The following is a 16,275-nucleotide window of genomic DNA, read 5'->3' as shown; positions in this document are numbered from 1 at the left end:
GAAGTAACAAAATTAAGCAATATGGAAGATTTAAGTGATTACCGAAAATCCTATGTAAAAGGAGAACTCATTGAGGAAAACGTGCCGGAAGACCCGATGGCACTGTTTCAAAAATGGTTTCATGAAGTGGATGAAAGTTCCGACACCGAAACCAATGCAATGACTGTTTCAACCATTGGATTAGATGGATTTCCAAAAGCAAGAGTGGTTTTGCTGAAACGTTTCAACGAAGATGGTTTTGTTTTCTATACGAATTATGAATCTGAAAAAGGAAAAGCGATTCAAACTAATCCGCATATTTGTTTGTCGTTCTTTTGGCAGGCACACGAACGTCAAGTTATTATTAAAGGTATTGCAGAAAAAATTGCACCAAATCTTTCAGATGGTTATTTTGAAAGTCGGCCAGATGGAAGTAAGTTAGGAGCGATTGTTTCGCATCAAAGTGAAGTAATTGAATCTAGAGAACTTCTAGAAGAACGGCTGAATAAATTAGAACTTCAATACGAAGGAAAAGAAATTCCACGACCCGATTATTGGGGTGGATTTATTGTGAAACCCCTTTCAGTTGAATTTTGGCAAGGCAGACCCAATCGACTACACGACCGAATTCGATACGAAATTCAGGAAGATTACAATTGGAAAATAGACCGATTATCACCTTAATTTAAAAGTTGTTAATTTTTTTGTTTTTTGTTTTGAATTTATCACTAAATTTAGGTTTCACAGCAATTTTTTAAGACTAGAAAACAATGAAAAATCTGATTTTAATACGTCACGCCAAATCAAATTGGGATTCACCTTCTACAGACAAAAAACGGTCCTTGTCAAGCAAAGGTGTTGCAGATGCTCATCTGGTTTCTTCACATATTGCCGCTTTTTTACCTAAAAAAAGCATTATTTGGAGTAGTACTGCAAAACGTGCCCAAGACACAGCTACTATTTTTTTACAAAACATGACTTATCCATTAGAAAGTATAATTTTCAAAGATGAACTGTACACTTTTGACGAAAGTGAATTGACTAAAGTGATCAAAAGTTGCAATAATAGTTATGATTGTGTTATAGTTTTTGGACACAATGGTGCGATAACTGATTTTGTTAATAAATTTGGGGATACCTTTATTGAAAATGTTTCCACATCAGGATTTGTATCAATTGATTTTGATACCGATTCATGGGAAAACATTGGTAAAGGACATACTAAAAAAGTAGTTTTTCCAAGAGATTTAAAGTGAAATGACAGAGAATAGGTATATTGATAGAGAAAAAAGTTGGTTATCATTTAATGCAAGAGTGCTACAAGAAGCAGGTGATTCGTCGGTTCCTTTGTTGGATAGGTTGCGGTTCTTAGGAATTTTTTCTAATAATTTAGATGAATTTTTTAGAGTCCGATTTGCTGCAATCAGACGTTTGAGTTTATCCGGTGTTTCTGGTGAAAAGATTTTGGGCGGAATTTCTGCCGAAAAACTTTTGAAAGAAATCACACAAATTGTAATTCAACAACAGTCCGAAAGTTTGCGTATTTTAAGCAATATCGAAAAAGAGCTCGAGAAAGAAAATGTTTTCATTATTAATGAAAAGGAAATTAGCCCTGAACAGCAAAATTTCGTGAAAGACTTTTATATTCAAAAAGTCAGTCCGGCTTTGGTAACCATTATCTTAAATGATTTAGCAGAATTTCCTATTTTGAAAGATACCTCAGGTTATTTGGCTATCAAATTAGTTATGAAACCAAAGGAAAAACCGTCTTCAATATTGAGTATGGTAAAAGCGCCAAAAGCGGAAATTCGTTACGCCATAATTGAAATTCCTAAAACAATTAACCGTTTTGTCGAATTGCCTAAAAACGATGGCAAACAATACATTATCCTCTTAGACGACGTCATTCGGTACAATTTGAATCATATTTTCAACATATTTGAATATGAAAAAATTGAAGCACACATGATTAAAATTACACGTGATGCCCAACTTGAAATCGACAGTGATTTGAGCAAGAGTATGCTTGAAAAGATTGCCACAAGTGTAAAAGACCGAAGAATTGGTGAACCTGTTCGTTTTGTGTATGACCAATCTATTGGAAAAGACACCTTGAAATTTTTCTTAACGAAGATGCATATTGATTCCACAGATAGCATCATTCCTGGTGGAAGATACCACAACCGTCGGGATTATATGGATTTCCCAAATCTCGGTCGCTTTGATTTATTGTATCAAAATAATCCGCCATTACCCGTTGAAGGCTTAAGTTTGGAAGGCAGTATTTTGGAGAAAATAAAAATCAAAGATTACTTGGTTAACGCACCTTACCAGTCGTTTTCCTACATCGTTAAATTTTTGCGTGAAGCCGCTTTAGATCCTAAAGTAACTGCAATAAAAATCACATTATACCGATTAGCGAAAAATTCTCAAATCATAAGTTCCCTTATCAACGCTGCAAAGAACGGCAAGAAAGTAACAGTGCAAATTGAATTGCAAGCGCGTTTTGATGAAGCAAGTAATATTTATTATGCCGAACAAATGCAGATGGAAGGTATTGAACTTATTTTCGGAATAAAAGGTTTGAAAGTGCACAGTAAGATTTGCATGATTGAGCGAATGGAAGAAGGTAAAATATACCGATATGGAATTATTTCTACGGGAAATTTCAATGAATCAACAGCAAAAGTGTATACTGATGTGACTCTTTTTACCAGTCATCAACAAATTTTAAAAGACGTTTCTAAAATCTTTGATTTCTTTGATGTGAATTATCGTTTACATCGTTACAAACACTTAATTGTGTCGCCTCATTACACAAGAACGCGTTTCAATCGATTGATTGATAAGGAGATAATGAATGCTCATTTAGGTAAGCAGGCTTATATGAAATTGAAAATGAACAGTTTGTCTGATTTTAAAATGATTGACAAATTGTACGACGCAAGTCGGGCAGGAGTGAAAATTCAACTGCAAGTACGAGGAATTTGCAGTATAATTCCAGGTGTGAAAGGAATGAGCGAAAATATTGAAGCCATTAGTATTGTGGATAAATATTTAGAACATTCTAGAGTGTATATTTTTGCCAATGACGGCGATCCTGAAGTTTATATTTCATCGGCAGATTTTATGAATCGAAATTTGGACAGTCGAGTGGAAGTGACTTGTCCCATTTACGACGATGCGATCAAAAAAGAACTGATTGATAATTTTGATATTGGATGGAAAGGAAATGTAAAGGCACGGATTCACTCCGAAAATTTAGATAATAAATACCGCATTCGAGGAAGTAAACCTATTTTTAGAGCACAATTAGAAACGTATAATTATTACCGAAATAACCTAGAAGTTATTACTGAAAAACTATAAATTTAAACCATTCACTGATTTATGTTGACCATTAAAAAATATGCTGCAATTGATATTGGTTCCAATGCGATGCGTTTGCTGATTTCAAATATTGTTGAAGAAAAAGGAAAAGTAACGCAATTCAGTAAGAGTTCGTTGGTTCGAGTGCCTATTCGTTTAGGTCAAGATGCCTTTACCGTTGGCGAAATCAGTGAAGAAAATATCGAAAGAATGGTCGATGCGATGAAAGCCTTCAAACTTTTAATGAAAGTACATCGCGTTGAAAAATATATGGCTTGTGCGACTTCTGCCATGCGTGAAGCGTATAATGGTAAAGAAGTAGTTGATTTGATTAAGAAAAAAGCCGACATTAAAATTGACATTATCGATGGTAAAAAAGAAGCTGCTATTATCGCTTCTACCGACTTGAAATATTTACTAAAAACAGAAGAAACCTATTTATATGTCGACGTTGGTGGTGGAAGTACAGAATTTTCGTTGTTTAGCGACGGAAAAATGGTAGCTTCAAAATCATTTAAAGCGGGAACGGTTCGTTTGCTGAATAATATGGTAAATGATATTGTTTGGCAAGAAATCGAAAAATGGATTCGCACCAATACGCAAGAGTACGACCAAGTGACATTAATTGGTTCGGGAGGAAACATCAATAAGTTGTTTAAAATGTCGGGAAAATTACAGGAAAAACCACTTTCTTATATGTATGTGAATTCGCAATACGCAAGTTTGAATGCAATGACGTATGAACAAAGAATTTCTGAATTGGGTTTAAATGCAGATAGAGCCGATGTTATTATTCCAGCTGTGAAAATTTATTTGAATGCGATGAAATGGAGTGGTGCTCGAAATATTTACGTTCCAAAGATTGGGCTTTCTGACGGAATTATCAAAGCGATGTACTACGGCAAAATCTAAATTTCCAAATCAAATAATTTTCGTAGAACTTCTAAATTTGGATTGATTTCGTTTAAACGGTTGTAGCGGTCTTGTGGTGTGAACGCTCTTTTAGAACTGATGTCTTCATTTACAATGACTTCAATTGAAATATCGTGGTTGTGTAATTTTCCACGTAGAGCACCTGTTAATTCGTATTTTACAGCTTCAAATTCAATTTTTGAACCTTCATTTGGTAATTCATGAATTATGGTCGTTCCATCTAATTTGGGGTCGCTTATTAACAGCAATGCTTCAATAATTTTTTGACCTTTCTGCCCTTTTTTTTCTGCAAAATTAGTCCAAATCAGTAACATATCTGTTTCTGAAAATGCTTCAGTTGGTAAATCTACATGCTGTTTTTCTAGCTGACTTTTGTTACGTTCTAGTTCACGTTTCGCCCGAATACTTGACAAAGATAAAGCAGAAACTTTGGGTTGTTGCGGAATGTTTTCAACTTGTGAAGGAATAGGTTTTGGTTCAGCGACCATTTCGTTTGAAACTATCTTAGCCTCAACTTTTACTTCTTCTTTTGGAGTTTCAACTTGAATGATTTCAGGAACTTCAACGTCAATGTCTAAAACCCGACTAAAGAAATGAGAAGGTGGAATTATATACCCGTCAACTTTTTTTTTTCTCCATCAAAAGTGATAGAGGAAAGTTGCATCAAACAAAGTTCTACCAGCAAACGCTGATTCTGACTCGTTTTGTATTTCAAATCGCAATTGTTCGCCAAGTCAATTCCTTGTAATAAAAACTCTTGTGAGGCTTTTAAAGATTGAACTGAATAACTTTTCTGTGCTTGTTCTCCTACTTCTAAAAGTTTTAATGTCGCGGGTGTTTTCGAAACCAATAAATCTCTAAAATGGGAAGCCAATCCGGCGATGAAATGATGTCCATCAAATCCTTTTGAAAGAATTTCGTTGAAAGAAATCAAAACTTCAGGAATGTCATTTTCTAAAATTAAATCGGTGACTTGAATGTACGTTTCGTAATCCAAAACATTCAAGTTTTCGGTAACCGCTTGACGTGTCAAGTTTTTTCCACAGTACGAAACTACTCGGTCAAAAATAGATAAAGCATCACGCATTGCACCATCCGCTTTTTGAGCAATAATGTGCAAAGCATCGTCTTCGTATTCAATTCCTTGACTTTTGGCTACTTCCATTAAATGCTCTTTCGCATCTTTAACGGTAATTCGCTTGAAATCAAAAATTTGGCAACGCGATAAAATTGTAGGAATAATTTTGTGCTTTTCCGTAGTAGCTAAAATAAAAATAGCGTGTTTTGGTGGTTCTTCTAATGTTTTTAAAAACGCATTAAAAGCCGCGGAAGACAGCATGTGTACCTCATCAATAACGTAAACTTTATACTGTCCCGTTTGTGGAGGAATACGAACTTGATCGATCAAATTCCGAATATCATCCACAGAATTATTCGAAGCTGCATCTAATTCAAAGACATTAAAAGCAAATTCTTCTGTTGGATCGTCGTAACCGGGTTGGTTGATTTTTCGTGCTAAGATTCGAGCACAAGTTGTTTTTCCAACACCTCGAGGTCCCGTAAACAAAAGTGCGGAAGCCAAGTGGTTGGTTTCTATAGCATTCAATAAAGTATTGGTAATAGCTTGTTGTCCCACAACATCTTTAAATGTTTGAGGACGGTATTTACGAGCCGATACTACAAATTCTTCCATAGAAATATTTTCGATAGCAAATATAGTTTATAAAATGGGGATTCTGAAATTTATGGAAGTAAGTTATTCACAGAAAAAACATTTGAAGTAACGTATAAACCTGAGTTTTTAATGCCTAATTTATTAAGTTATTTTAATTTCAAACTATTTTAAATGTTTGATGTACTTTGATTCAATCCCTTTATCCTTCACATATTTTTCCAATTCCTTTCCCGCTTCCACGTGTCGGTCTGATGAAAGTATATTCGCTCCATTTTCTATTAACTTGTAATAAAGTACATCACCGTTTGCAGCAGCACTTTTATCAATATTTCCCATCGTTCCTAAAATGGATGGAATATTCCTACTCTGAAGATAAAGGTACGTTTCTTTTTTAGGTTCAGAAGTACCCACAAATGCAACCATTTTATCTACTTTGACGCCCAGTTTTTCCATACGTTCCACGTCTTCTTTTCCACGTGCCGAAACAGAAATCAAAAAATCAGGAGCAAGTCTTGCAACTTCGGCAGCTTGATTGGCATTGTAAGTAATGATAATTGAATTTCGCTCCGCTTTATTTCGTCTAACGGCATCCACAATCATCTTCATCGGAACACCACGTTTCACATCTAAAGTGTAGATGACTTTATCGTTTCCCCATTGCAAAACCTCGTCTAAAGTTTCGATTTTGTATGGAGTAACATTTCCTTCTGTGTCTTTTAGAAAAAGTTTTTGAAGTTCTTTATACGTGTAATCGCCAATTTTTCCAGTTCCTGTCGTTGTTCGGTCTAAAGTATTATCATGCATCATTACCAAAACGGAATCTTGGCTTAAAGCAATATCTGTTTCAATAATTGCTGGAATATAGGTTATAGTATTGGCAAAAGTAGCCGTCGAATTTTCAGGGAATCCTTTGATTGGACCGCCTCGATGGGCACTCACTAAAGGATAACTTTCAGCAGAAAATCTTGTAAATTCATGAAACTCCTTCGCCTTTGGAAATGAAATGTAGTAACTTTTATGAGTAGTAACTCCACAGCTTAAAAACTGAGTAATCAATAAAAAACAACAAATTTTAATAACGAACTTCATAGCAAATTTTTTTGCAAATAAAGTGAAATAAAAATAAGTAGCGACAGAAACTAAATGAAATTAACCCAAGACTGCGGCAATCTTCTCATTCTCCAACAAATGCATCAATACTTTTTCCTCAGGATTTAAATTTCTGTGTTTTACTGTTTTTGTATCTTTGTACAACCAAATAGAACCTTTTTCAGCAGCAGCTAAAACAGTGGGATGCACATAGTATTTCTTGCAAACGGCTCTTGTGTTACCAAGTTTCTGTGCCACTTTATCCAAAACTTCAATAACTTTCTTTTTACATTGGGTTGGATTTTCAGGAGCTTCATCTTCTAAAAAGTTGCAAAGTGCATGAACACTTCCCGACCAGACCCGAAAATCTTTTGCAGTAAAATCTTGTTTTGTTATTTCTTGCAAATAGCCATTCACATCACTCGAACCAATCGAATGGTGTTTTCCATCATCGTCATAAAACTGAAATAATTCTTGTCCAGGAACTTCCTTACACTTTTTTACAAGATTCATCAACTTTCTGTCTTTCAAAGCAATCTGATGATGAACGCCTTTTTTACCTTTAAAAGTAAAGGTCACTTCACTTCCTTGAAATTTGACGTGTTTGTCGCGAAGTGTGGTCAATCCAAACGAACCGTATAATTTTTTATAGGCTTCATTTCCAATTCTAATGTTCGTATTTTCAATTAATTTCACCACTAAAGCAACTACCTTTTCATAAGGAAGTCCGCGTCTGTTTAAGTCTTTATCGACTTGCTTTCTGATTTTTGGTAATGCTTTTGCAAAATTCCGCAAGCGATAAAATTTAGATTGATTTCGAATTTTATTCCAATTTTCGTGGTATCGGTATTGTTTTCTGCCTTTTGCATCCGTGCCAATAACCTGTAAATGTCCATTTGCATAAGGAGAAATCCAAACATTTTCCCAAGCCGGTGGAATCACTAATTTATTTACGCGTTCGATTACTTCTGCGTCTTTTATGACAGCGCCATTTTCATCCTTAAAGATAAAATTCTTACCTTTTTTAAAACGATAAAAACCTTTTTCAGAAAATCCTGCATAGCGCAAACCAACGGCTTTAGCAGTAATTTTAGTGTCACTACCAATTTTTTCTAACCTATTTTGAAGATGCTGCATCGTAAATTAAGAGTTACGTTCGTTGTATTCTTGACGGCCTTTAATGAACAACTCATTCAAAACCATAGTAGCACTCTTTTCAGCATCTATTGATAAACCTGCTACGAACGTTCCTTTTTCTCCTGCAGAAGATTTGATTCCATAAACCGTAGCCTCGTCTCCTGGATCGGTTTCACCTTCATACCGATAAATTTCTTCAATCGTGAAATCTTGCGGACTGTTGATAATCTTGTCTTCTTGTAAATTATAATCTACGCTATATCCTTTTTCAGCCAATTCTTCAAGTGCTTTTGAGACTGTTGCGTAATGATACATTTGACGTTCCATAATAGTTGTATTTAGTAATTATTAGTTCTCTAAAATTACTTTTAAAGTACACGAATTGCTTTACACAATTTAATTTGCGAGTTATAACATTCGCCAACACAAATTCCTGCGAAGGCAGGAATCTATTCTTAAAGCATCTTCAAAGCCACGAATCTCACACTTCCTGAAAATTCCTAAAAAAATCTATTTTTTTTAAAATTAAAAAACTTCCCTAAAAACATAAATTTTTAAAAAAATCAAACTTTTCACTACTCAATTTTATCTTCCACATTCTAATAATATTGTTGTAATTTTGCACCGCAGACCGCCTTATCGACTCGTCTCGTTTTTAGGAACAAAACGAGTAGGAAAGTCCGGACACCAAAGAGTAGCATAGCGGATAACATCCGTCGGTCTCGTTTTCGAACGAGATTAGGACAAGTGCAACAGAAAGTATGTACAGGTAATGCTGTAGTGAAACCAGGTAAACTCTATGCGGTGAAATTTCAAGTATATCAGCATTTAAGGGTTACTCGCCCGTTGCTGAAGGGTAGAAAGATGGAGCTCGTGAGTAATTGCGAGCCTAGATAAATGATAAGGAGACACTGAATTTATTCAATGTTTACAGAATCCGGCTTACAGGTCTGCTTTTTTTCTTTTTAAATCAATGTATTTTTTTGGGCATGACCACAAGGGTCGGGCTATACATTCCCGCTTTTATTGTCTCGTCCCAAAAGACGACACAATAAAGAGCTCCATTGCTATTCCTCACGCGTTAATCCCGACGATGAATATCAGTTTTCAGTCGCAGTTTAGAACCTACAACTCATAAATCATAAATCATAAATCAAAACTCTAAACTCCAACCCCAAATTCCGCTTACTTTCAATCGAAATACTAGAATCTTCCTTAAAGTATTTCCTTAACCGACTGATAAAAACATCCATACTTCTCCCAGAAAAGAAATCATCTGTATCCCAAATCGCTTTTAAAATAACTTCTCGTTTTAACAATTGGTTTTTATGTTCAAACAAAAAGAGCAGAAGTGCAGCTTCTTTTTCGGTCAGTTGCTGAATTGAATTTGAATTTTTCAACTGCAATCTTTGTGTGTCAAAAAGAAATTTTCCAATTTGGATTTCAGTATTTGGAAGTTTTATCGAACTCGTTTTTTCGCTTCGTTTCAAAATATTTTGAATGCGCAAAACCAATTCATCTGCTTCAAAAGGTTTCACAATATAATCATCAGCTCCTAGTTTTAAACCTCTAATTTTATCTTCCTTTAATTTTTTTGCAGTCAAAAACAGAAACGGAACTTCCGGATTGTAATTGACAATTTTTTCGGCTAACGAAAAACCATCCATTTTTGGCATCATTACATCCAAAATGCAACATTGAAAATCACTATTTTGAAATGCAGAAAATGCTTGTTCACCATCTTGAACCCAATGTACTTCAAAGTCAAAGAGTTCCAAATATTGCTTCAAAACTTTCGCAAAGTCAGCGTCGTCTTCGGCTAAAAGGATTTTTTTCATCTTAAACGGAAGGAATATTTAAGTTGAAAGTTGCTCCTTTTCCTAAATCACTAACAATCTGAATCGTGCCTTTGTGGGCTTTTACAATCTGCTCTACATAATATAAACCAAGTCCCAAACCTTTTGTAGTATGAATATTTCCTTGTTCCACACGATAGAATTTATCAAATAACAACGCTTGATTTTTCTTCGAAATCCCAATTCCGTCGTCTTGAATTGTTAGGCAAAATTCATTATTTCTAACCTCACTTGAAACTACAATATTTTGACAACCGTATTTTACCGCATTTTCTAAAACATTAGTAATTGCAGTAGTCAAGTGAAAACGGTCGAGATTTAAAGTTGTTTTTGTTGCGTTGAAATTTGTGTCAATTGAAACATTTGGAAAAGCAATCTGAAAGTCAGAAATAATGATGTGCAGAAAATCAGGCATTGCCGTTTTTTCTTTGTGTAAATCAATATCATTATGACCTAAAGCATTTGTCATTACTTGGTCAATCAAGTGTTGCAAACGATTATTTTGTCGATTAATCGTGTCCAAAAGTCCATTGAAATGTTCCGGGTTTTCTGCAATTTGAGGCCGACTCAATAATTTAGTCGAAACCGATAAAGTTGCCAAAGGCGTTTTTAATTCGTGGGTAATATTATTAATGAAATCCGTTTTAATATCACTAATTTTTTTCTGCTGAATTAATGATTTCAATGCAATTATAAACAATGTAATCAATACTAAAATAGAACAAACCGCCAATAAAAAAATGCCTGTCATTCTTTTCAAAACAATTAATTCCCAGTTTTTTATGGAAACATATAAAGTATCTTCGGTCAATAATTGATAAGTGGAATTTTCCACATTTGGATGTAAAATCCCGCTTGTAGTTCCCACATAATTTCGAACCAAAAACGCATTGTCCAATGAAACCAAATCACCGTATAATTTATTGGAAATTAAAGGTTTTTCCGCAAAAATAGTATCGGTTTCGGTGTTATTGTACAAAACAAATTTATCCAAGACGATGGCAAAATCCATTTCCAAATCAGGGATTTCTTTTTCAAATTGGCGTTGGAGTTTTGCCGTTAATTCTCGTTTGAAACTATTCTGTAAAATCGATTGCTTGATGCGTTCTTTTCGTTCCGGATTTAGCAGATAATCTTCCGCAACCTGCTTGTAATACAAATCCTTTTTGACAAATAAAGTCGAATCAATATCACTGTAATCATTGGTGATTTTAGCAATTTTTTCTTTCACTTCCAGTCGAAATTGCTCTACCTTAAATTCATAAGCCGTTTTGACCAAGAAATATTGCATCACAATCAAGCCAACTAAAACAGCCGACGAACCGATAATAAGTAAATTGATTTTTTTTCGCATAATAGGTGAGGCATTTTAAATAGAGAATTTTTATAAATTTCCTTATTTCGAATTTAGGGGTAAATTAATTATCATTCTGATTTCCTGATTCTTTTCAAATTTTTTACTTCCATATAGTTTGATTTCAATACCATTTTTAATTTTCCACATCATTTCTAAACTAGTATCGTCTTTCTTTTTTATTACAGGTGTCAAATTTAAAATATTCGTAATAATTTCAATTAATTCATCTTGTTTTTTAGCGAAAGCTGTGTTTTTTTCTTCATCATCTTCGTTTAAAAAGTCAAATATTTGTGGCTCTTTAGTTAATTGTGTGGGAGACCACTCAATAAATATCGACTTTACATTTTTATCAGAAGTTGTATATAAATATTCTGTTTTTTGAGCAATTAAAGATGACTCAATTTTAATATATTCTTTTGTTTTTATGTTCTGTAGAATTAATGCCTTTGGATAATATCCATTATGAGAGGTGTTAACTCTATCAGTTTTCATATCGGTACCACCAATTCTATTTTCAGTTTCTTCAACTTGATTTATACTTAATTGCTTAATGTTACTTTTAACCACAGATATTATTTTTTTGAAATTATCCGTTCCCAAATACTTTAAAGAATCTATATTGTGCATGAAATATTTAACATCTATTTTGTACCCTTTTATCTGAATAACGCCATAGGTGTTTTCATTTTCCTCAAATTTTAAAAGTCGGTAATCGTTTTCAATATTGTTACCTCTGTATGAATGAGATGAATTAAATAGGTGATATTTTTTATTTAGTTTGTGAGTTGGAACAAGTTTTGCATTTTTAATTTGTCCTACGTAAATTGAAATGCTATCTGAATATATTTGATACAATTCTGTGTCAACAACAAATGAAGTATGAATTTCTTGTATAGGTTTTTCAAAAGAAAAAGAATTATACTTTGAGTCTGAATAAATTTCTTTTGAACCGATTAATGAATGTGAAATACTCGCAAGGTTTTTTTCGCCTTTCATCACTTCATATTGTTGTTCTGGTTTACATTGCAATAGTTTTTTAGCATTTAAAATTTCTGTAATTTTCCCACCGCTTGTTAAAATATATCTATTGTTGTAATAGTTTATAGTTCTACCATTTGTGCCAATTACATATTCTTTTTTTGTTTTTTTATCAATAAACCAAGTAGATTCTCCAAACTCTCCAAAGTCAAGGTAAAAGACTTTGAAATTTTCGTCGTCAAAAACTTCGTCGTCAACTCCCTTAATCTTTTCCCATTTCAATTTTTCTTTGTCAAAAGAGAAACTTTCATTATCCATGTAATTTTTTAGAAACAAGCTTTCATTTCTAACAAAAAAATCAAAATAATTTGCTTTTTGAATTTCTTCAGGAATTTCTATACTATTTAAAATTTTACCTGTATCAGAGATTTGTAAAAGATATTTACTTTTTACTTTAAATGAATAAATTCCCCGCTCCTCAAAAAAGCAATATAATTGATTGTTAAATTTAACGGCGTGAGTCAAGCTTACTCTAGAAGCAGGTCTGCAAATATCTTTCAAATCTAAATGCATGGTATCAATACTAATCTCAAATTGTTGAGCGAATATTGATAGCGAAGGGCTAAAAAGAAAAAGGATTACTAAAATTATTTTCTTCATTTCGAAAGTTGACTTTTAAACTTTGTAATCAATTACTGCTCTTCAAAAATACATCTTTTCACCCATAAATCACACATTAACCCTGCATTAACCTACGATTAACTTTCGCAACGACTAAATAGAAGCACATTTGTAAACTACTAAAAATTATGAATCATCTAATTTTCATCGCTATGTTTTTACTGTCCAAAACTTTTGCTTTCGCTCAAAAAATCCCTGAAGATTTCGGCTATCGTCATATTAAAATGAAGTATTTGGACGACCCAGTTGATATTATTGTGATTTCAAAACCAGGTGAAGAAAAGATTTCCAAACCGCTTTTTTTATTTTGTCAAGGAAGTATGCCACAACCTGTCGTGAAGTATGATGAAACGGGATTGTACGGAACTTTGCCTTTTGACGAAACGCCATTTCTAGATGAATTTCATATTGTGATTATTGGCAAACCGTTTATTCCAATCATTTCTAATGTGAATAAATTAGGCAGAGAATATATGTTTTTGAAAGATAACGAAAAAGAAATTCCACCAAAAGGATATATTGACAGAAACTATTTGGACTATTATGTTTTCAGAAATAATTCTATTTTGAAGCAATTATTTAAAGAACGTTGGGTAAAAATAAACCAACTTCTAGTCGCAGGACATTCTGAAGGAAGTACTATTGCAGTGAAAATGGCTTCGATAAATAAGAAAATTACGCATTTGATTTATTCCGGTGGAAATCCGTACGGCAGAATTTCTACTATTTTAGAGCAAACTCGTTCTGAAGAAAATGATAGTTTGCCAAGAGGCGAAAAAGTAATTAACCGATGGAAAGATATTGTTCAAAATTCTAATCAAATTCAGTACGATGGTGGCGATACTTTCAAAGCGACTTATAGTTTTTCGCTTCCGCAACGCGATAATTTAATGGATTTGAAAATTCCTGTTTTAGTAACTTATGGAACACACGATTGGTCCGTTTCGTTGAACGATTTATTCCAAATTGAAGCAATTAGAGAACGAAAACGAAACATTACTTTTAAAAGTTATGTCGGGTTAGAACACAATTATTTTCCAAAAAGTATAAACGGTATTGTAAATGAAGAAATTTATAATTGGGATAAGGTAGCGGGAGATTGGATGGAATGGTTAAATCAATAGTATAATGAAACAGTATATAATTTTGTTGCTTGTTTTTTTATTTGCAACCAATGCCTTTGCACAAATTGCTACAAAAGACACCATAAATCAAATGGAAGAAGTGGAAATTAAATTGCAACCAAAATCGTTCACATACAAAAACGGAAATGTAAAAGTAGAAGTTGCGAATTCTATTTTAAGTGGCATTTCCAATCCTTTGGATTTAATTTCAAAGTTGCCAAAAGTTCAGATAAGTGCTGATAGAGCCAAAATTTTCATTGTAGGAAAAGGAAATCCACTTATCTATTTGGACAATCAAAGAATTCAGATGAACGATTTATTGGCACTTTCTGTTTTCGATATAAAATCTATCGAAATTATAAATAATCCTTCTGCAAAGTACGAAGCGGAAGGGAAAGTGGTTCTTCTCATTACTAGAAAATTCAGTACAAGTGAAGGTTTTCAAACTTCGATTTCTGAAACTTCGTCTTTTAAAAAGAAGTTCAATAATTACTTGGGAGTTAATTCTAATTTGAAATTTAATAAGACAGAACTAAAAGCAAATTTCAATTACAACAAGCTAAATCCTTGGGAAAGTAATGCAAATAATTACGAAATTCCTGCTAATGAAATAATTTCAGATTATAATGTGGCAGGTTTTACAAAAAGAAATAATTATATTTATGGAGCTGGAATTTACCAAACTTTAAATAACGATGATTCTTTTTCCTTGTCAATTAATGGAAATTTAAAGGTAGATAACTTTGATTTCAAAACCAAAACTAATTATAGAATTTTGAATGATTTATCGCAAATTGAAACAGTTGGACTAACAATGGGAAATAGAAATTTTATCAATGCTGTTGCCAATTATAATAAAAAATTCAGCTCAAATTCTAATCTTTTTGCTGGAATGCAGTACAGTAGTTTTGTAAATTTTTCCAATATAAATTCTTCCAATAATTACAATCAAACCACTTTTGAGCCTTTTCAAATTGTAAATCAGCATTTTAAAGTAGACGTATTTTCTGCCCGAATTGATTTTGATAAAAAGTTTGAGAATGAGATGAAATTGGAAGTTGGAGTAATGCATAATTTTGCAAATGCAAATACAAACTTGGTACTGAATGATTTTCAGTTGAATAATGACGTGAATTCAAGATATATAATGAAAGAAAAAAATACTTCTGCTTATAGTCAAATTTCGGGAGTTCTAAAAAAAGTATCTTGGCTGGCTGGAATTAGAGCCGAAAATACGATTATAAAAGGTAAATACGATGATGCATCTTCTAAACCAATAGATAAAAATTACATTAATCTCTTTCCTAAATTGCAGGCAGAACTTACGTTAGATTCTACAAAAACGATTTCATTTAATTATGCAAAATCAATTACAAGACCTAGTTATTCGGAAACAAGTAACGGACAAACTTCCATAAATCCTTATTTTGTGTTCTCTAGTAATATCAACTTGAATCCGACAATTTCAGACGAAATATACCTAAATTTTCAGTACAAAAACAAGTCATTAAAACTTACCTATTACACGAACAAAGACGTTATGAATTATGGTTTTCAATACAATGCAACTACTAAAGTATTAAATTACCGACCTGACAATTTTGATTTTGAAACAGGTTACAATCTTGAATTTACACTTCCATTCAAATACCGAATTTGGTCGTCAGATAATGTTATAAGTTTTAATTTGAGCAAATTTGAAGATAAATCTGCAACTTTTGGAGCAACGAATCCCTATTTATACATTTACTCAAATCAGACTTTTAATTTAAATAAAGATTGGACATTTTCTTTGGTAGGTTGGGGAATAACGAATCAAAAACAAGGCATTTTCGAACGAGATGCGATGATTGTATTGGATAGTTCAATTTCTAAAAGGTATCAAAATTGGACTTGCACCTTGAGTTATAATAATATTTTTAGAGGAGGACAATATAAAGAGAGAATAGAGAACAATTTTATTAATTCTCAAGCTATATTTTTTAATGATACCAATGAATTTTCAATTGCATTGAAATACATCTTTGGAAAACTTAAAAATACCACTTTTAGAGAAAAAACGGTGGACGAAAACGGTAATAGAGTTAGGTAATTAGG

Annotated in this window: 14 protein-coding genes and 1 other RNA gene; 7 read left to right on the top strand and 8 right to left on the bottom strand. The window is 33.0% G+C overall.

The features are described 5' to 3' along the window. Positions 1–21 precede the first annotated feature (21 nt). The 4 genes from pdxH (at position 22) to YWA_RS0111180 (ending at position 4,260) form a co-directional block, all read left to right on the top strand. Positions 22–663, top strand: coding sequence for a pyridoxamine 5'-phosphate oxidase (gene pdxH / locus YWA_RS0111195; protein WP_022828599.1), 642 nt, complete (start codon positions 22–24; stop codon positions 661–663). 86 nt (positions 664–749) lie between these two features. Further along, positions 750–1,235 carry a SixA phosphatase family protein gene (locus YWA_RS0111190; RefSeq protein WP_022828598.1) on the top strand — a complete coding sequence of 162 codons (486 nt, stop codon included), beginning with the start codon at positions 750–752 and terminating at the stop codon, positions 1,233–1,235. Between the two features lies 1 nt (position 1,236). Next, positions 1,237–3,348, top strand: coding sequence for a polyphosphate kinase 1 (gene ppk1, locus YWA_RS0111185; protein WP_022828597.1), 2,112 nt, complete (start codon positions 1,237–1,239; stop codon positions 3,346–3,348). A gap of 21 nt (positions 3,349–3,369) precedes the next feature. Then, positions 3,370–4,260 (top strand): Ppx/GppA phosphatase family protein, encoded by an 891-nt coding sequence (locus tag YWA_RS0111180; protein ID WP_022828596.1) that lies wholly within the window; start codon positions 3,370–3,372, stop codon positions 4,258–4,260. Here YWA_RS0111180 and YWA_RS0111175 read toward each other — a convergent pair. The 5 genes from YWA_RS0111175 to YWA_RS0111155 form a co-directional block, all read right to left on the bottom strand. Then, positions 4,257–4,769, bottom strand: a complete 513-nt coding sequence (locus YWA_RS0111175) for a hypothetical protein (RefSeq protein WP_022828595.1) — start codon at positions 4,767–4,769, stop codon at positions 4,257–4,259. The two genes, YWA_RS0111180 and YWA_RS0111175, sit on opposite strands and share 4 nt — an antisense overlap. A gap of 119 nt (positions 4,770–4,888) precedes the next feature. Further along, on the bottom strand, positions 4,889–5,974 hold the full coding sequence (gene dnaX / locus YWA_RS0111170) for a DNA polymerase III subunit gamma/tau (RefSeq protein ID WP_022828594.1): 1,086 nt from the start codon (positions 5,972–5,974) through the stop codon (positions 4,889–4,891). A gap of 144 nt (positions 5,975–6,118) precedes the next feature. After that, the gene (locus YWA_RS14985; RefSeq protein WP_022828593.1) at positions 6,119–7,045 is read right to left on the bottom strand and encodes a glycerophosphodiester phosphodiesterase family protein; all 927 of its coding nucleotides are present in this window, start codon (positions 7,043–7,045) and stop codon (positions 6,119–6,121) included. A gap of 60 nt (positions 7,046–7,105) precedes the next feature. Next, complete coding sequence (locus YWA_RS0111160; protein WP_022828592.1) at positions 7,106–8,182, bottom strand: DNA topoisomerase IB; 1,077 nt, start codon at positions 8,180–8,182, stop codon at positions 7,106–7,108. Positions 8,183–8,188: 6 nt separating this feature from the next. Then, positions 8,189–8,509 (bottom strand): hypothetical protein, encoded by a 321-nt coding sequence (locus tag YWA_RS0111155; protein WP_022828591.1) that lies wholly within the window; start codon positions 8,507–8,509, stop codon positions 8,189–8,191. Between the two features lie 296 nt (positions 8,510–8,805). Between YWA_RS0111155 and rnpB the strand changes: the two genes are divergently transcribed. Next, an RNA gene (gene rnpB / locus YWA_RS15435) (RNase P RNA component class A) lies at positions 8,806–9,143 on the top strand. 178 nt (positions 9,144–9,321) lie between these two features. Here the strand turns inward: rnpB and YWA_RS0111150 are convergent. The 3 genes from YWA_RS0111150 to YWA_RS0111140 are packed head-to-tail and all read right to left on the bottom strand — an operon-like array spanning position 9,322 to position 13,033. Next, positions 9,322–10,020 carry a response regulator transcription factor gene (locus YWA_RS0111150; RefSeq protein WP_022828590.1) on the bottom strand — a complete coding sequence of 233 codons (699 nt, stop codon included), beginning with the start codon at positions 10,018–10,020 and terminating at the stop codon, positions 9,322–9,324. A 1-nt stretch (position 10,021) separates the two neighbouring features. Then, positions 10,022–11,392: a sensor histidine kinase gene (locus tag YWA_RS0111145; RefSeq protein WP_022828589.1), complete on the bottom strand. Its 1,371-nt coding sequence runs from the start codon at positions 11,390–11,392 to the stop codon at positions 10,022–10,024. A 42-nt stretch (positions 11,393–11,434) separates the two neighbouring features. Next, the gene (locus YWA_RS0111140; RefSeq protein WP_157505340.1) at positions 11,435–13,033 is read right to left on the bottom strand and encodes a hypothetical protein; all 1,599 of its coding nucleotides are present in this window, start codon (positions 13,031–13,033) and stop codon (positions 11,435–11,437) included. Positions 13,034–13,182: 149 nt separating this feature from the next. Between YWA_RS0111140 and YWA_RS14980 the strand changes: the two genes are divergently transcribed. After that, entirely contained in the window at positions 13,183–14,178 is a 996-nt protein-coding gene (locus YWA_RS14980) for an alpha/beta hydrolase (protein WP_157505338.1), read from the top strand. A gap of 4 nt (positions 14,179–14,182) precedes the next feature. Continuing rightward, positions 14,183–16,270 (top strand): outer membrane beta-barrel family protein, encoded by a 2,088-nt coding sequence (locus YWA_RS0111130; protein ID WP_022828586.1) that lies wholly within the window; start codon positions 14,183–14,185, stop codon positions 16,268–16,270. Positions 16,271–16,275 lie beyond the last annotated feature (5 nt).

The organism is Flavobacterium antarcticum DSM 19726, assembly GCF_000419685.1.
Lineage (GTDB): Bacteria > Bacteroidota > Bacteroidia > Flavobacteriales > Flavobacteriaceae > Flavobacterium > Flavobacterium antarcticum.
This window is presented reverse-complemented; position numbering and strand designations above follow the sequence as displayed.